The organism is Mesopusillimonas faecipullorum, from assembly GCF_020539505.1.
Taxonomy (GTDB): Bacteria; Pseudomonadota; Gammaproteobacteria; order Burkholderiales; family Burkholderiaceae_B; genus Mesopusillimonas; species Mesopusillimonas faecipullorum.
Genome location: NZ_JACDXW010000006.1, coordinates 158,865 through 173,801, shown reverse-complemented (window position 1 = coordinate 173,801; position 14,937 = coordinate 158,865). Strand labels below are relative to the sequence as shown.

Here is a 14,937-nt window from a genome sequence, read left to right as displayed (position 1 = left end):
TTCCAGACACCGATGATAATGCTAAAGCTGCGATCTTCCAGGCTACTGAGTCAGGCCTTTTTATCTTTGTTCGACCAGGCTTGGTTAAGTGCCTTGAATCTGGCGCTTGGGCTCGTCCTGATCCGCATGGTCAGCAAGGAGAGTTACGGCGTCTATTCCCAACTCTTCGCTGCAGGGCTGTTCGCCACCAGTTTGCTGGAGGCGCTCGTCTCCAATCCGCTGGTCAATGTGGTCTCAGGTAAGTCCGGTGACGAACGGGCTGTGATCATTCAGCACATCAGCCGATATCAAGGGCGTGCGAGTAGCCTGATTGCCGTTTTGCTGGGCCTGGGCTGTGCCTGGGCATCAAGCCTGACGGCTCAGCCGTATCCCCTCTTGCTGGGTGTGGTTTTCGGGCTGTTCATCAAACTCAATGCCATGCGCGAATATGCCAGAAGCTTAGCCTTCCTGGAGGGGCTGCCTACCAGAGTGCTGCGCGTCGATCTTTGGTACGGGATTAGCGTCTTCCTGGGGGTTGTGGCGCTGTATTTGTGTACGTATTTGCAACTCGTGGGCATCTTCGGCGTATTTGCGCTCGCTAATATCAGTGCTTGCTTGTTGGCTGGCCAAGCGCCAGGTCGAACCGTGAGAGCGGGCGGAGAAACGTATGCGGAGACTGTGCGGCAGGTTTGGCGACGCGGTCGGCTGGGCTTGCCGGGTGCGGGTCTGGCTTGGGGAGTGAACTATAGCTATCTTTATCTAGTCGCAGCTTGGTTGGGTGCAGCCGCGGCGGCGGAACTGGCCGCGTCCCGGCTGCTTCTGATGCCGGTCTCGCTGCTAGTAGTGGCGTGGTCACGCGTGGCGCGACCACAAGTAGGTAGATTGGTGGTGGCCGATGCCCACCAGGATTTGAATCGGCTACTGTTCAAGTCGCTGCTTGCTCTGTTAGCCTTGGCGGCGACGTATGTATTGGCAGCTTGGCTGCTGTTGCCTTGGTTGCAGACCTACGTGCTGGCTGGTAAGTACGATGCCGCTGGGCCTTTGTTGCTTTGGTGGGGGGGGTACTTCGCTATTTACACCATACGGTGGGTCGGTACCATCGCCTTGATGGGCAAGGACTACTACGGTTTCATGCTGATCGAGTCCGTGATGAGCTTTGCCGCCATGTTCGGCGTTTTGGCGCTGGCGGTACCGCGATACGGAGAGCGTGGTGCGATTATCGCTTTAATCGTGGTGGAACTCTTTAGCCTTGCGATGACCTGGGGGCGATACTTGTATCGCGAGCAAACTTAATATGCAGAGCAAATTATTGATGGATGAGGAGAGCTTTAGGTGAGCGAGGTTGACAAACATATGTCTTCTCGGGCTGTCCCAGATTTGCGCATCGAAGTATATAACGCGCTAGCGGATTCGGAGGTGGCGTGGACGGCATTAGAGCAGCGTTGTGAGTGCTATGTTTTCCAGACTTGGAAGTGGAATGCCGCATGGCAGGCGCATGTTGGCGACGTACAAAGCGTACGACCCCGCATTGTGCACGTCACCGATGCATCAGGCTCGACGCTGGGGATTTGGCCTTTGGGTATCTATCGTCAGGGCAGCCTGAGAGTGCTGGGCTTTCTTGGGGATGTCGTCTCCGACTACCGAGCACCTTTGCTAGCGCCGGAGTGGTTCAAGTCTGTAGACCCGAAGCAGTTTCCTGAGTTTTGGCAAGAGTGTTTGCGATTGATCGGAGAGGTTGATTTGGTAGCGCTTGAACGCATGCCAGAGCAGCTGGGGGGGTGGACGAATCCCATGGTAGGTTTACCGGACGCGGTACAAGCGGAAAATGCTTACGCGATTCGCTTGCCCGACTCGATGGCAGAGTATCTTGCGGGTCGTTCCAAACAGATGCTGGCGCATAACCGTCGAGGCGTGCGCCGTTTGCAAGAGCTCGGAGACTATACGTTTACACCCGAGCATGGCCAGGCAGAGATGGAGGAAATTTTTTCTGCAATCGTCAGATTGAAGACTAGGCGTTGGCAGGAAACTGGCAGCGAAGGCCTGTTTGCTCAACAAGCCTACCTGAACTTCTATCGTGTGTTGACGCAGAGCGAACTCCAGGATGGAATGGTGGCCTTATGTAGCCTAAAAGTTGGGAGTACCGTAGTGGCTGCCCAGTGGGGCTTGCGCTTTCGAGGGCGATACTACTGGATACTCCCCTGCTATGAGACCGGGCCGTGGGCTAAATACTCCTGCGGCAGGATACTGTTGCAATCCATGATTGAATGGGCTTCTGAACAGAAATTGAGCGTTTTCGATCTAACAGTGGGGGACGAAAGCTACAAGAAAGACTGGGCCAACGAGCACTTACCCCTGTGGCGCTGGCGTCAGGCGCGCAGCCCGCGCGGTCGCGTTTACCTAGCCTATGTGCAACTGCGCGCTAGAGCGCGGGGTAATGAGACGTTACGCTGCTGGGTGCAGCGTCTCAAGAAGCTTATACGAGGTGGCAGGCATGTCGGGTAACGCTGTCCCTGCTCCTTGTGTCAGCATCTGCGTCTGTACTTATAAGCGTCCTCATCTTATCGACGGTCTGATGCAAGCGCTGCAATCCCAGAGTGCTTTGGGGCGAGTGCTGGAAATCATTGTTGTCGACAATGATCCGCAGCGTTCGGCCATGCCGGCCCTCAAACGATGGCAGGCACAGTCCGTCGTTCCCCTTGTGGCTTTGAGTTGTGCTGAACCCAATATTTCCCTGGCTCGCAATACAGCAATTCATCAAGCCGCTGGTATATGGCTAGCGTTTATCGACGACGATGAGCTACCGGTAGAGACATGGTTGGCTCAACTGCTGAAAAGCGCAGAGGCAGGTGGAGTGGACGCCGTGTTCGGCCCGGTGCTGCCCAGGTATCCCGAGACCGCGCCACAGTGGGTAGTGCAAGGCGGATTTTTTGAAAGACGACGTTTGCCCAGTGGTGCCCCAGTAGGCAAGGAAGACGTGCGCTCTGGCAACGTGCTGATCCGGCGCGAAGCACTGTTGGCGGAAGCTGGCCCGTTCGATGCTGCGTTTGGGCGCACGGGCGGGGAGGACACTTTACTGTTTTCACGCATGCTGGACCGGCAGGCCAGCTTCGTCTGGAACGACGAGGCAGTGGTGTTCGAGCCTGTCGAGGCGAACCGAATGAATGCGCGCTGGCTGTTGCGTCGCGCTTATCGTGGTGGTCAGACTTATATCCGCGTGGTCATGTTAACCCGTGCCGGAGCGAACAGAGCTGGCAGCATCGTGTATTTGCTGTCGCGGGCAGTCGTGCAACTGGGGCTGGCAGGGGTACTGGCGGTGTTGACGTTTCTTTGGAGTCCAACACAAGCTTTCCGTTGGCTGCGCATTGCGGTGGCACAATGCGGAAAAATCAGCGGTGCCATAGGATTTCGACATCAAGAATACAGGCATTGATGCTAGACATCAGCAAGTTTTTTTCAGTTTCTTCACGCGGAATGATCATGAAAATAGCCATAGCGGGAACGGGATATGTGGGCTTGTCCAATGCGGTGCTGCTCGCCCAACACAACGAGGTTGTAGCTCTGGACATACAGTCATACAAGGTTGAGCTGATCAATGCGGGACAGTCTCCGATAGAAGACCATGATATCCAGGAGTATCTGCGCGACAAACCACTGAACTTGAGCGCTACGCTTGATAAAGAGCAGGCCTACCGGGATGCAGAATTTGTCATCATAGCGACACCTACCGACTACGACCCTCAAACCAACTTTTTCAACACTAGTAGTGTCGAGGCGGTCATCTGCGACGTGAAAGCGATAAATCCCGACGCTGTCATGGTGATTAAGTCCACGGTGCCCGTCGGCTTCACGCAGAAGGCGCGAGAAGCCTTCGGCACTGATAAGCTGATCTTCTCGCCGGAATTCTTGCGCGAAGGGCGGGCTCTGTACGACAACCTCCATCCGTCGCGCATTGTCGTGGGCGAGGATTCCGAGCGGGGTCGGTGCTTTGCCGCGCTGTTGCAGCAAGGAGCCATCAAGCAGGACATTCCAGTGCTGTACACCGGCTCCACCGAAGCGGAGGCCATCAAGCTGTTCGCCAATACCTACCTGGCCATGCGCGTGGCATACTTCAACGAACTGGACTCGTATGCGCAGACCTTCGGTCTGGATACACGGCAGATCATTGAGGGAGTGGGCCTGGATCCGCGTATCGGGACGCACTACAACAATCCGTCCTTTGGCTATGGCGGCTATTGTCTTCCCAAGGACACCAAGCAATTGCTGGTCAACTACGATAAGGTGCCCAACAACCTAATCCAGGCCATCGTCGATGCCAACCGGACGCGCAAGGATTTCATCGCGGAATCGATATTGGCGCGCGAGCCCAAGACGGTGGGCATTTATCGGCTGATCATGAAGAGCGGTTCAGACAATTTCCGCGCCTCGGCTATCCAAGGGGTCATGAAGCGTCTCAAGGGCAAAGGTATCGAGGTCGTAGTGTACGAGCCGAGCTTGCCAGACGAGCTTTTCTATGGCTCGCGCGTTATACGCGACCTAGAGGAGTTCAAGCGTATCAGCGACGTCATCGTCGCGAACCGGATATCCTCGGAAATCAGCGATCAGAAAGAAAAAATATATTCCCGCGACCTGTTCGGCAAAGACTGAGCTGTCTGACGTTCAAGGGGCGTGAGGGGCTGCGTCCAGCACTAACTCGTACCAGATGCTGGCATTGTCCGGTGCTTGCTGCAGCTCGACGAGAATACCTGTGCTGTCCGGGTCGGTGTGAGTTTGTAGTGGCAGAGCAGCCTCGCGCCGACCTGCGGCATCAAGCGGGTAAATATGCACTTGAGCTGGCAGAGCAGGGATGAGCATCCGTACGGGGGTGCGCTCGACCCAGGTGGGAGGCGTGGTCGTGAGGCGACCGGAAGGTTTGCGCGACAGGGGTTCGGGTTCCAGCGTGATCCGGTCTTGTTTGGCCTGCGGATAGGGGCGGGTCGTCTTGGGACGTTTGGGCAAGGAGCCTGGCTGGCTACCTGTGGTGAAGCCGGCGAGTGTCAGCAGGATGTGTGAGGATTGCGGCAGCTCCTGGCTGTCTAGGGAAGTCATTAACAGAGCGACGGGCTCGGCGCTTTTCTGTATGCCACTAAACTGGAAGCGGCCCAGTGCCACAGGGGTATCGTCGAGGCTCCCGAAAAGCCCATATGCCTTGGGGCTGACGAATTGAATCCGGCGCTGTTCCCTGTCGTGAACGACGAACGGTGAGGCTTCGCCGTAGTTGGCGAGCGCGGTCGTGTCGCCTGGGGTGGGCTCCATCGTGGCAGAGAGATCCTGGGACAGTTGTGTTTTCCAGGCTAGACTGGGTGTTTGTCCGAACACCTGCTCCAGCCGTGTTTCCAGTGTGCCGGAGCGGATGGGGCCCTGCAGTGCCGTTGTCAGGCGGGCTGAAGCGGAAAAAGGCAGGGTAGTGCGGAAAGGAAGGGGCGGTAGCAAATACTGCCGGAAAATTCTTGCACTTTGACCGCTGAACGCATACTTCCCCCAGTCTCCGCTCAACGAGAACTGGTTGGGTGCATGGTAGGGCTCCGGTTCGTCGGAGTACCCGAAGAAAAACAAGCCGTCCCAGTCTTGCAAGGCGCCGACAGCGGCCATCATAGGCAGAATCTCCGCGCTTGTACGGCTTGGATAAGGTTGGTTGAACTCGCTGACGACGAAAGGTTTGTCTGCGGCTCGGCGTAAGGACAGGCTCAGCAGGGTATCGACTTCAGTGGCAGAAATGGCGACGTTGGGAATGTACCAGTCCTCCGACTGCCAGTTGGGGCTATTGAAGATGGGGTGGCCGATGTAGGTGTGCTCGTCTATGTAGTCCATATCAGCATGCGAGTCGAAATTGAGCACACCGCCATAGATAACTTGCGTGCCTGTCACGGGCACGTTCCAACCCGCTGCTTCCTGAACGACGGCTTTCATCCTGTCCAGGTAGCGTTTGTCCATAGTCGCTAGAAAGATTAGGAAGTCACGGTGGCGAGCGGTATCGTCCTCATTTTGAGAGGCTAGGCCGACACGGGACAGCAGCTGTGTCAGTTTTCTCTGGGGGGGGCTACCTTGATCAAACAGACTGTAAGGAAGTAATTGATCACCGGGCAGCGCACCACACCCAGCCCAAGCTTTACAGGCAGCCTCTATCGAGCCGTAACGTTTGAGTACCCATACCTCCCACTCGTCGCGTAGCACCCCAGCGTAGGCTGAGGGAAGGGCATCTTGCCACTCCTGAGTCTGCCAGGCATGCAATAGAGAGGATTCATTATTGATCTCCACCATGGCCAAGGCTGGATTTTTTACCAAACCGAGCTGACTAATCAATTCGCGGGCATACGTCTCTTGACGAGTAATAAGCGGCGGGAAATAGACGTGTATTGGTGAGCCGAGGAATTTCTGGGTAGAGGCTCCGTCATCCAGTGCCGGCAGGCCATCGATAGCAGGCCGAAAGCGATAGCCAACTCTTAGATTCAGATTGACGTAAATTCCTTGGCTGGATAGGGCGTTGATCAGTGAGCGTAGTCTGCCAACGGCCTCTTGGTTGAACGTTGGGTAAGGGCCCGTGCTGAGAATGCCATTGGGATGCTCCTTGCCGTCATCCAAGTGGAAGTCTAAATGGTGCAAACGTACTGCATTGAAACCGGCTTTACGCAGCCTGGCGGCAAGGTCTGCCGCAAGAGACTCGTCAGGGAAGTTGGCAGCGAAACTAAGGTTGGCGCCGAACAGCCTGATCCGTTGGTCGTCACGGGTGGTGGGGTTCAGGTCGGGACCGACGCGATAAAAATGACGACCGTTAGCGATGATTCTGTCGGCAGGGGTTAAGGGCGAGTTGAGACCGGCCGCGCTGGGAGGGCCCTGGAGTTCGGATTCGTCAACTTCGAACGAAAAGTACTCGCGGTCGTCCGCTCCCTGGGTAAAAGCTGTGCTGGCATTTAGTGGTCGCATCAGGAGGATGCTAAGGATCAGCAGCGTCAGAAAAAACGGCTTGGTTATCATGAGTAAGCGGGGCAGTGCCTCATGCGTTCGTCTAACCTAGGAGGACGTAGAGCTGGATGACGTCAGGCTACGTCTGCGTGTTATTGTCAATTGGAAGGGAGCTAGAACGCAACAATAGATGAACAGAATGTTTGGGAACGCGGTGGAATTGAGCAGCGAGGTTTCGCTGAGGTTGGAGGTTAGAAAAATCACAAAAAACATACTGTGTATTGCAGAGGCCTCTCGTGCAAAATATGAGAGACGAACAATAGTGATGCCGTACCACACCAGTGTCGCGAAGAGGATGATGCAACCGGCGATTCCCAGTTCGTTCCAAGCGTCTAGGTAACCGTTATGCGAGTGGGTGAGTACCCAGCCCAGGCTGTCGATGATGTACTGCGACGGGCTACCTTCTCCCAGCCAGAAAGCGCCATAGCCGATTCCTAAAATAGGGTGTTGCTGAATGGCGAGCAAGGTGTAGCGCCAGATGTCTGTTCTGCCAGTGAGATCGATGCCTTTGCCAAATAAGGCAGCGATGGGTGCGGCAACATCACGCCATTCCAACATGCGGCCCATAGAGACATAGAAAAAGTGCAGACTCAGGCCGAGGGCTGTTAAAGCTAACAGAGCGATGATGAAGCCGAGATAGCGACCTCTGAACCATTGGCGATGAAACAGGATATAGGTGCCCAGCCCCAGCACCGTCATCAGCAGTGCGGTTGAACTTTTGGCCATAACGAGTACCACTAAGCAGAACAGGAGCGCTAGAAGAGTGCTACTGCGGTGGCCGCCATGAACCATCCATTGTCGGAACCACAGCAGGGCCGCGTAGGAAGCGGTCGAGCCCAGCGTGTTTTTCTGCCAAGTAATCCCACGCCACGCACCGCCGAGTATGTAGTCGACGCCTATGCTGGGCAGGGCCAGCGCCATAAGGGCAGACAGCAGACAGACGATGGTGAGGGTCCAGCGCATGACGCGTAGGAAATGTTCGAATGATGCGGTGGGCGGAGAAATCGCCAAGCCGATTAGTGCAAGCCCTGCGAAGACGAATGTCCTTTTAAGTGTGACGACAGGGAAGGGCGACCAGACAGCTGAGACGGCGCAGTAGGCAATAAGCAGCAGTAAAAAAGGATTCAGACGGCGTAGCCGGTTAAGGGCTGTGGGGCCTTGGAGATAGAGTACCCAGATTGCGGTGCTGAACAGCAGTAGGAGTAGTATTTGTCGAAAAGAAGAGCCGTCGGCAAAGTTGGGGTCAGTACTGACACTGCCGAATGAGAGGCTGAGTGGCACCAGCGAGAGAGTGAAAGTGACGGCAACCAGTAGACCCGCCAAAGCATTAAGCAGTAGAGAGTTTGTGCTGTCAGCCTGGGCAGAGCTCATAATGGAGTACCGTGGGACGCGACCAGGCGCTCAGCGCTGCAGTTTTTGTAGCCAACGCTGGATGAGCGTAGACGAGGGGTTCATCTGGAAACTGTTGTAAATAATGCCCGTAATAGGTACTGCCGCGCTGTGCAGGGTTTCCTGAAGCAGATCTATGTCGCTCAGGAGCGTCAGGTGCTGTCGAGCCACTAAAACGGCGGAGTCGACTTGCCGCGCTATGATTTGCGCGTCGGGATAGTGCTTGGCTGAGGGGGTGTCGACGATGAATATATCGAAACTCTCGCGTAGCGTATTTATCATGTCTTTGAGTCTGGGTTCGCGCAGAATTTCAGCCGGGTTAGGAGGACGAGGGCCTGCGTCGAGGGCATGCAATAGAGGGAATGAGGCCACAGCTTGTGTATGGCCGACAATGCCGCGTCCAGCAAGAATAGTGGATAGGCCGATACTTGTTTTGGTACCGAGCAGAGAGCCTTTTTCAGGTGAACGTAGATCTGCGTTTATCAGGAGGGTGCGATAACCGTTCTGGGCGAAAGCCAGGGCCAGACTCGCTGAGAGATGGGTTTTTCCTTCACCGTCATTTGGGCTGAGAACTGCGATAGAAAAGGGTTGCTGCCCCTTGTGGCGCAGCATGATTTCAGTACGAAGTTTTCGAATGGACTCAGCAGCTTCGCCAAAAGGGGCCGAAGCAATAGCGAACTGTGTCAGGGCACTGTTGTTCGATGCAGTAGGGTAGCGGTATTGCTGTGAGACAACACTCTGCAAGTCTTCTGTGGTCAGTAGCCCCAAGGCAATGGCGGCTTCACCGAAACGAAGAGAGTGGCTTTGTTGATAAGCCAGAATGCGTTGAGCATCTTCCGTCGTCAATCGGCCTGCACGTATCAGAATGTCGCCCATTCGGTTTTCTTTAGGCGCTGAGGTTGGGGCCGCGATGGAAGCGGAGGTGGTCTCTAGCGAGGGTGTGTCGTCCCAGAGCTGGCAACTACTGGGTGTTGAGGTATCGGAGACTGCGTTGTTGCGATCTTCGGAAGCAGAGGGCTCTGAAGCTTTTTTAGGAGCGGGGGGGGGCGACGAATGCATCGGTTTTTGACCTCTTACGCTCAAATGGCTTGCCCAAGCAGTGGTAACTGATTGCGGTAGCCGCGCAAGTCTTCAATACAGCGAACACGGCGGTTCAATAGTTCCAAAGTAAGTGCTAAGCAGCATGCGACCAAAACACCGATGAACAACCCCAGCAACAGATTGAGCATGGGCCGGGGGGAGCTGGGAGACGTAGGTAGCTCTGCAGCCTGCAAGAGCGTAGCGTTGGTTACGCTGATATTACCAGCCATGGCCAAGCTATCATACTTTTCAAGGGCGGCCCTATAGACTAGCTGGGCGCTGGCCAGCTGTCTTTGGTATGTGCTAATACGGTCGCGTTGATCCATTTGGGTCAGCATTTTCTTTCGCTGTTGCTCGATTTCTTGCTCAAGACTCTCGGCTTGTTGCTGCAGACTAATGAGCTCGTTATTCTCAGCATCCAAACTGGCGGTGACCTCGCGTTGCATATCGTTTAATAACCGCCTCCGCTCGGTCTGTAAGCCACGTACTGTAGGGTGATTAGGGCCCATTGAGCCTTGCACCGAGCCTAGCTGCCTGTCAATATTGGCTAGATGCTCTTTAAGCTTGAGCAAGGAAGGAAGCTGAGTGATTTGGGGAATATCCTGTGCTTGAATACCTGAATCCAAAAGTTGCTGTGTAGAGCGATTTCGGGCACGTACATCTTCTATGCGGTTTTGAACCTGCAGTAGGGTGCTAGTCAGTTCTTTCAGTTTTTGAGACTCAAGGTCGCCGTGCTCTTGTACGTTCAGCATGCCGGTGGATTGCTGGTAGTTTGTCAGCGTATTTTGTATCCGGTCGATTTCATTTTGCAGGTTTTCAAGTTGCGCGCTGTACTGTTCGAAACGCTGTTGTCCCATGCTCATGGCGACTTTTTCACCGAGCTCTATATAGGCGTTAGCTAATGCGTCTGCGAACTGCTGAGCCTGCTGGGGGGAGTTTCCAAGATAACTGATGGAGACAACTCGGCTGCCATGGGCCCGCTGAATATCGATGTTCTGGCTGATGCTTTTGATAAGTTCTTGATCAGCGCGTTGCTGGCCATGCTTGGCTTGCAAGCTCAGATATTCACGCCCCGTGCGTAATTGTAGGGAGTCGATAACGAGATCTACTACACGCTGGCTGTGCATTAGATCCATTTGGGTCTGCATGTAGCTGTCATCAAGAAAAGGTGAAATTGTGCGTCCGCTGAGCTGGTCGTTTTCACGATAGTCTATATAGATGTCGGCGCTGGCAGTCCACACTTTTGGGGACAACAGAGTAATGAGTGCCGTCAAGCCTAATATTGCACCTGTGAAAAACAGGATGAAATGTCGTCGGGCAGATAACATAGCCAAGATTTGCCTTGGCGATAGGAAACCTGGTTCCATAGGGGGAGCATTCACGGTGTTGAGCTAGTGGTGAACATAACGTCAAATGTATCAGGAAGCTTGTCTGCACACCGATTTTACACGTGTATGTCCATGCCAAATTTTGCTTAGGTGACAAGCGTGCCCGCTCAGCGCCATATCTCTTTATCTTTGTGCAAAGGCGCATCCAGATCTCGCTCAGGGATTTCCCAAATAATGATTTTGGGTGGGGTTTGCTTAAACGCCTGGCTATCAAAGTACTCTTTAGCCGAACCCGAGAACTCACCGCCATCCTTGGCGAAGCTGGCGACGGGGGTTTCTAAGGCATGGGATAAGAAGTCGGTAAAGCCAGAGGTGCCCGAAAACGAGGTGCCGATCAGGGCAACGGTGGGCAGCTCGGCGTCTCCGAAGAGATCGTCATCTGACTCTTCCACCTCTTGGGGGCCGGCGTTGCTGGGCGGGTCGGAGGCCAGGATGCGGAACTTGCTCTGGCTGACGACTTCGGGTTTGGGCTGCAAAGCGAGAGGTAGCCACTCTATACCGGCCAGGCGCACCAAGTCGCCAGGGCGCATCTTGGGCTCTTGGGGCTCTATTGTGCTGGTCTGGTGAGGTGTGAAGCGATCTGAAGGTAGTTTGAGGGCTTCTGCTGCAATAGCTTGCGCAGCGAGTTGCGCACCGTGTTCATTCCAATGGGTGTCGGTACGCAGGTAAGTGTCCTGATCCGGTTGCTGCAAGGTCGGCGTCAGGTCTATGGCGGCAACTCCCGCCTGTTGCAAGCTTTGCACCCACGATTGCGCGCGGGTGCTTAGTGCAGTTGGTCGCTGCTGTTCGCATAGTTGTGCCGACATGATGCGACTTTTGTCCGGGACGACGGCAACCAGTAGTTTGATCCCGGCGTTGTTCAGTTTCTTTTGTATGTCCTGTACAGTTTGAAGGCGGGCTGCGGCATTTTCCGTACGGTGTGGGTGCACGACCAACTCATCGGCCAGAAACAGCCAATTTGGGCAGCCTTGTCGCACCTTAGGCCCCAGGTCGCCGGCGAGCAGCCAATTCAGGCCGCGTTGCCACTTGGCCATTTCGCCGGGAATAGCGGTCTTGGCCAAGTTTGCTGCGATTTCCTTGCTGGCGGTGCCGTCCAGCATTTCTTCAACAGTTGTACCTGGGGGCAGGAGTTCGGGTTCGCCCGAAAAAATAGCGTAGCCATTCAGCGCCAGGCCTATCGCCATAAACAGCGCCATCCCCGCTGCGGCAAGCGTTCCGGGCCTGGAGGATGCCGCTGCCTGCCCTGGGGGTGAGATCAAGGTAGAGGGAGCGTTCATCAGAATTGGAAATATAGAAAGGGAGTGGCGCCGCGACTGGCGATCAAACTATAGGCAAACAGGAATGCCGCCAATGGCCAGAGGCCGCGTATGACAAGCAATGGGCGGCTGAAGGTTTGGCGCTCAAACCAGGGTTGAATCGCGGGCGCAATCACACACAGAATACCGCCTATCGCGGCAAACCAATGGGAGGGGCGCCAGACTAACACCATGGCGTCGCTTAAGGCTAAACCATTCAGACCAAACTGGCCCGAAAACATGTTCAAGGCATTGTCAAAGGTGGTGGCACGAAAGAGGGTCCAGGCCAGCATGACAAACACCAGCGTAACAATGCGAGAGAGCACGAGGGGCAGATTGGGCAAGCCATGTTGGTTCCAGGCCCGCTCTACGCTTAATGCCGTCCCATGAGCGATACCCCACAACAAGAAGTTCCAACTGTCGCCACCATGCCAGAGGCCGGCAATGGCCATGGATAGCAGCAGGTTGCGGTAGGTTTTCCAGACCCCATGCCTGTTACCGCCCAGGGGGATATAAAGGTAATCACGAATCCAGCTAGACAGCGACAGATGCCAGCGTCGCCAGAAATCTTGGATGCTCCGCGCCAGATAGGGGTTGTTGAAGTTCTCGGGGAAATGAAAACCTAGCATGAGCCCCAGGCCAATCGCCATGGCGCTATAGCCGGCAAAATCAAAAAACAGCTGCAATGTATAGGCGCCGCAGCCTAACCAGGCATCGGCCATGGATGGGTTGGATAAAGCGAAGGCGGCATCGGCGATAGGTGCCAGCGTGTCTGCAATGAGCACCTTCATGCTCATGCCTATCATGAATCGGCGTGCCCCCAGCCGAAAGCCCGGCCAGGTGATCTGACGCGACACCAACTCTTTCTGCACCCAGTCATAGCGAATGATAGGACCGGCAATCAACTGGCCGAACATGGCCTTGTAGGCACCGAAATCGATGAAGTTGGGATGGGCGTGGACAGTTCTGCGTTGAACATCGATCAAGTAAGAGATGGCCTGCAGAATGAAGAAAGATAGCCCGGCGGGCAAGATCACGCGCTGCCAGGCAAGCGGCATGGCGCCGGCCCAAGCCGCGTGATCGTTATAGGTTTCAACGATGATGTTGGAATATTTGAACCAGCACAAAATGCCGACGTTCACTACTAGCAGCGCGGTAAGCCAAAGCTTCATGCGGCTGGCGCGCCCCATCTGGAAATCCCTTTCCATGGCAAGGCCACCCAACCAGGCAATCAAGGTAACGCTGACCAGCAGCGCCAAGAAAGCCGGGCTCCACCATGCATAAAAAAGCCAGCTTCCAAATAGCAGGACGGCGTTGCGCCAAGCGGGCCGCGCCAGCATGTAGATCAGCAGGAATCCCGGCAAAAATAGCGTCAGGAATTCCAGAGAGGTGAAAACCATATTTACCTGCTATGGCAGTGGCTCAGGGAATAGGGAATTTAGAAGCTGACGGTATCGACGACCGGGATCAAGCGGGCGCCACTCTCCGTGGGTACAAGAAACAATGTGTAGCGCTCGCCCGCCTCCAAAGTGCCCAGGGATACCGGAGCACCGGTTTCCTGATCGGCGCAAAACAGCTGCACGCTAAGTGGCACAGGGTTGATCTGGAGACGATTGGCCGCCTGGCCTGCTGGGACATTGCCAAATAGGACAACCTTGCGCCCAGCGGCTCTGATGGTGGCGTCGGCGCAGGACGGGGAGAGGTTATATAGACCGACCGAGGCTTTTAACGCGTTGAAGTCGTCTGGGGTTTCACGAATGGTGAGTGCCGACAAACCGTTTTTTGCATCGGGAAGTGCCACTACCGTGACAAACTCACCGGCCTCTACTGTGGTTTCGGTAGGCACCACGACCGTCGCTTGCACAAGTTCGCCTTTTAGCGCACGTTTGGCGGGGGCGGGCAAGAAGTTGGAGGCAGGCTGCTCGGGGCTTAAAGCCAACGTGGTTTTGGCGCCGGCAGCTTTGACCTCAATGGGGGCATCGGTGGCGTTGACGAAACGGATGAAAGCCGAGTCTTCGGCCGGGCCGGTTTCATACAAGGGGATGTCCATGGCAACAGCCGCGACAGGCATGGCTGCCAAGGCAAGCAGGCAAACGCGTAGAAATTTTTTCATGGTTTTTTCGAAGACTGGATTGCGGGGGAATTGAGGATAGCTTGTGTCAGCGCATTACCCCAAGCCTGGTAGCCTGACTCGGTAAAGTGTTGACCGTCCACCGTAGCCCACTCGCCAGGCTTGGATAGATCGAGAGAGTTGATGTAAGTGCAGGGTTTGACGTTGCTCGCCAGAAAACTAGAGACCTGTTGCACCCTGGCGAAGTTCTTCTTGTACTTACCCCCTTCCGTGCCCCAGGCTGGGCCTATCCAGACGCAAGTCGTTCCACTGGCAGCAATGGCTTTGGTGAACTGCGTGGTGTTTTGCCAAGCCCATGTTTTCATGAAGGCCCCTTTATCGTAGCCAGCCAAGGTGTCCCCCATAACCACCACGACCAAATCGGGTTTCTCTGCTGCAATCAACTCTGCAATAGGGCGTGTTTGAGCACCGCTGGGCTTGAACGTGGGGGCATTCTGACCTTTACGTTCGCCTTCGCCGCAGTCGGCTGGAGTGGTTTTCAACCAAGTTCCCGGATTGGAGCCGCACACGCCTATGGTGTGTACGATGGCACCTTGCTGGGCCAAGCCATCATGCAGCGTAGTAATAAGGTATCCGGGAGCTGTCAGGTGGCTGTCGCCCACGATAAGTATCGTCAGGCCGGCAAGAAGGGAAGTAACCATAAGTCGTCTTTCGCTGCAAAATTTTTTTAGAGGAA

Annotated in this window: 12 protein-coding genes; 4 read left to right on the top strand and 8 right to left on the bottom strand. The window is 55.2% G+C overall.

What is annotated here, in order from left to right:
- The first annotated feature begins 18 nt into the window (after positions 1-18).
- The 4 genes from H0484_RS12480 (at position 19) to H0484_RS12465 (ending at position 4,623) form a co-directional block, all read left to right on the top strand.
- Positions 19-1,272: a lipopolysaccharide biosynthesis protein gene (locus H0484_RS12480; protein ID WP_226954966.1), complete on the top strand. Its 1,254-nt coding sequence runs from the start codon at positions 19-21 to the stop codon at positions 1,270-1,272.
- 84 nt (positions 1,273-1,356) lie between these two features.
- Entirely contained in the window at positions 1,357-2,481 is a 1,125-nt protein-coding gene (locus H0484_RS12475) for a GNAT family N-acetyltransferase (RefSeq protein ID WP_226954965.1), read from the top strand.
- Complete coding sequence (locus H0484_RS12470) at positions 2,471-3,409, top strand: glycosyltransferase (protein WP_226954964.1); 939 nt, start codon at positions 2,471-2,473, stop codon at positions 3,407-3,409. Before H0484_RS12475 ends, H0484_RS12470 begins: the two co-directional genes overlap by 11 nt.
- Before the next feature lie 47 nt (positions 3,410-3,456).
- The gene (locus H0484_RS12465) at positions 3,457-4,623 is read left to right on the top strand and encodes a nucleotide sugar dehydrogenase (protein WP_226954963.1); all 1,167 of its coding nucleotides are present in this window, start codon (positions 3,457-3,459) and stop codon (positions 4,621-4,623) included.
- A gap of 12 nt (positions 4,624-4,635) precedes the next feature.
- On the opposite strand, the gene H0484_RS12460 is transcribed toward H0484_RS12465, so the two are convergent.
- The 8 genes from H0484_RS12460 to H0484_RS12425 form a co-directional block, all read right to left on the bottom strand.
- Entirely contained in the window at positions 4,636-6,990 is a 2,355-nt protein-coding gene (locus H0484_RS12460) for a capsular biosynthesis protein (protein ID WP_226954962.1), read from the bottom strand.
- Positions 6,991-7,026: 36 nt separating this feature from the next.
- On the bottom strand, positions 7,027-8,349 hold the full coding sequence (locus H0484_RS12455) for an O-antigen ligase family protein (RefSeq protein ID WP_226954961.1): 1,323 nt from the start codon (positions 8,347-8,349) through the stop codon (positions 7,027-7,029).
- A 30-nt stretch (positions 8,350-8,379) separates the two neighbouring features.
- The gene (locus H0484_RS12450; RefSeq protein WP_226954960.1) at positions 8,380-9,426 is read right to left on the bottom strand and encodes a polysaccharide biosynthesis tyrosine autokinase; all 1,047 of its coding nucleotides are present in this window, start codon (positions 9,424-9,426) and stop codon (positions 8,380-8,382) included.
- 20 nt (positions 9,427-9,446) lie between these two features.
- Positions 9,447-10,775, bottom strand: coding sequence for a GumC family protein (locus tag H0484_RS12445; protein ID WP_226955030.1), 1,329 nt, complete (start codon positions 10,773-10,775; stop codon positions 9,447-9,449).
- A 167-nt stretch (positions 10,776-10,942) separates the two neighbouring features.
- Positions 10,943-12,094 (bottom strand): alginate O-acetyltransferase AlgX-related protein, encoded by a 1,152-nt coding sequence (locus tag H0484_RS12440; protein ID WP_226954959.1) that lies wholly within the window; start codon positions 12,092-12,094, stop codon positions 10,943-10,945.
- 17 nt (positions 12,095-12,111) lie between these two features.
- Complete coding sequence (locus tag H0484_RS12435; RefSeq protein ID WP_226954958.1) at positions 12,112-13,530, bottom strand: MBOAT family O-acyltransferase; 1,419 nt, start codon at positions 13,528-13,530, stop codon at positions 12,112-12,114.
- A gap of 38 nt (positions 13,531-13,568) precedes the next feature.
- Positions 13,569-14,243, bottom strand: coding sequence for an alginate O-acetyltransferase AlgF (locus tag H0484_RS12430; protein WP_226954957.1), 675 nt, complete (start codon positions 14,241-14,243; stop codon positions 13,569-13,571).
- Positions 14,240-14,902: an SGNH/GDSL hydrolase family protein gene (locus H0484_RS12425; RefSeq protein WP_226954956.1), complete on the bottom strand. Its 663-nt coding sequence runs from the start codon at positions 14,900-14,902 to the stop codon at positions 14,240-14,242. Before H0484_RS12425 ends, H0484_RS12430 begins: the two co-directional genes overlap by 4 nt.
- Between the last annotated feature and the right edge of the window lie 35 nt (positions 14,903-14,937).

Bases quoted from the DNA above. Each gene is read 5' to 3' on its own strand.
- H0484_RS12480 (WP_226954966.1), top strand. From the start codon at position 19: ATGCTAAAGCTGCGATCTTCCAGGCTACTGAGTCAGGCCTTTTTATCT.
- H0484_RS12470 (WP_226954964.1), top strand. From the start codon at position 2,471: ATGTCGGGTAACGCTGTCCCTGCTCCTTGTGTCAGCATCTGCGTCTGT.
- H0484_RS12465 (WP_226954963.1), top strand. From the start codon at position 3,457: ATGAAAATAGCCATAGCGGGAACGGGATATGTGGGCTTGTCCAATGCG.
- H0484_RS12460 (WP_226954962.1), bottom strand. From the start codon at position 6,990: ATGATAACCAAGCCGTTTTTTCTGACGCTGCTGATCCTTAGCATCCTC.
- H0484_RS12455 (WP_226954961.1), bottom strand. From the start codon at position 8,349: ATGAGCTCTGCCCAGGCTGACAGCACAAACTCTCTACTGCTTAATGCT.
- H0484_RS12450 (WP_226954960.1), bottom strand. From the start codon at position 9,426: ATGCATTCGTCGCCCCCCCCCGCTCCTAAAAAAGCTTCAGAGCCCTCT.
- H0484_RS12445 (WP_226955030.1), bottom strand. From the start codon at position 10,775: ATGTTATCTGCCCGACGACATTTCATCCTGTTTTTCACAGGTGCAATA.
- H0484_RS12435 (WP_226954958.1), bottom strand. From the start codon at position 13,530: ATGGTTTTCACCTCTCTGGAATTCCTGACGCTATTTTTGCCGGGATTC.
- H0484_RS12430 (WP_226954957.1), bottom strand. From the start codon at position 14,243: ATGAAAAAATTTCTACGCGTTTGCCTGCTTGCCTTGGCAGCCATGCCT.
- H0484_RS12425 (WP_226954956.1), bottom strand. From the start codon at position 14,902: ATGGTTACTTCCCTTCTTGCCGGCCTGACGATACTTATCGTGGGCGAC.